Here is a 461-nt window from a genome sequence, read left to right as displayed (position 1 = left end):
GGCCGGCGACCTGCTCGACCACGTGCTGGACCGCTACGCCGACATCGTCGTCCTCGTCGGCCTCGCCGCCGGCATCGACTCGTTCGCGCTGGGCCTCGCGGCCGTCACGGGCGTCCTCATGACCTCCTACCTCGGCACGCAGATTCAGGCGGTCGGCCTCGGGCGCGCCTACGGCGGCCTCGTCGGGCGCGCCGACCGACTGGCGCTCATGGGCTTCGTCGGCCTCGCGTCCGCCGTCTACCCCGACGCCGTCGGCGGGCTGACGCTCGCCGGCTGGCTCCTCGTGTTCTTCGCCGTCGTCGGCCACCTCACCGCGGTCCAGCGCTTCTGGGGCGCGTGGGGCGACCTGACCTGACCTTCCCCACCCCGTCAAACTTCGACTCAGCCAACCACGCCCCACGCTCGAATCGACTCGGTTCGGCGCGGGGCGACGCGACCCCGAGCCGACACCGTCGCCGCGG

Annotated in this window: 1 pseudogene; it reads left to right on the top strand. The window is 73.5% G+C overall.

Annotated features, from left to right (window positions below):
- A pseudogene (locus DVK01_RS21330) lies at nucleotides 1-355 on the top strand (CDP-alcohol phosphatidyltransferase family protein); the annotation flags it as partial.
- Nucleotides 356-461: the final 106 nt, after the last annotated feature.

It is taken from the genome of Haloarcula sp. Atlit-120R (assembly GCF_003665885.1).
Taxonomy (GTDB): Archaea; Halobacteriota; Halobacteria; order Halobacteriales; family Haloarculaceae; genus Haloarcula; species Haloarcula taiwanensis.
Note: the sequence above shows the minus strand (reverse complement) of the source record. Positions and strands in the feature narration are given on the sequence as shown.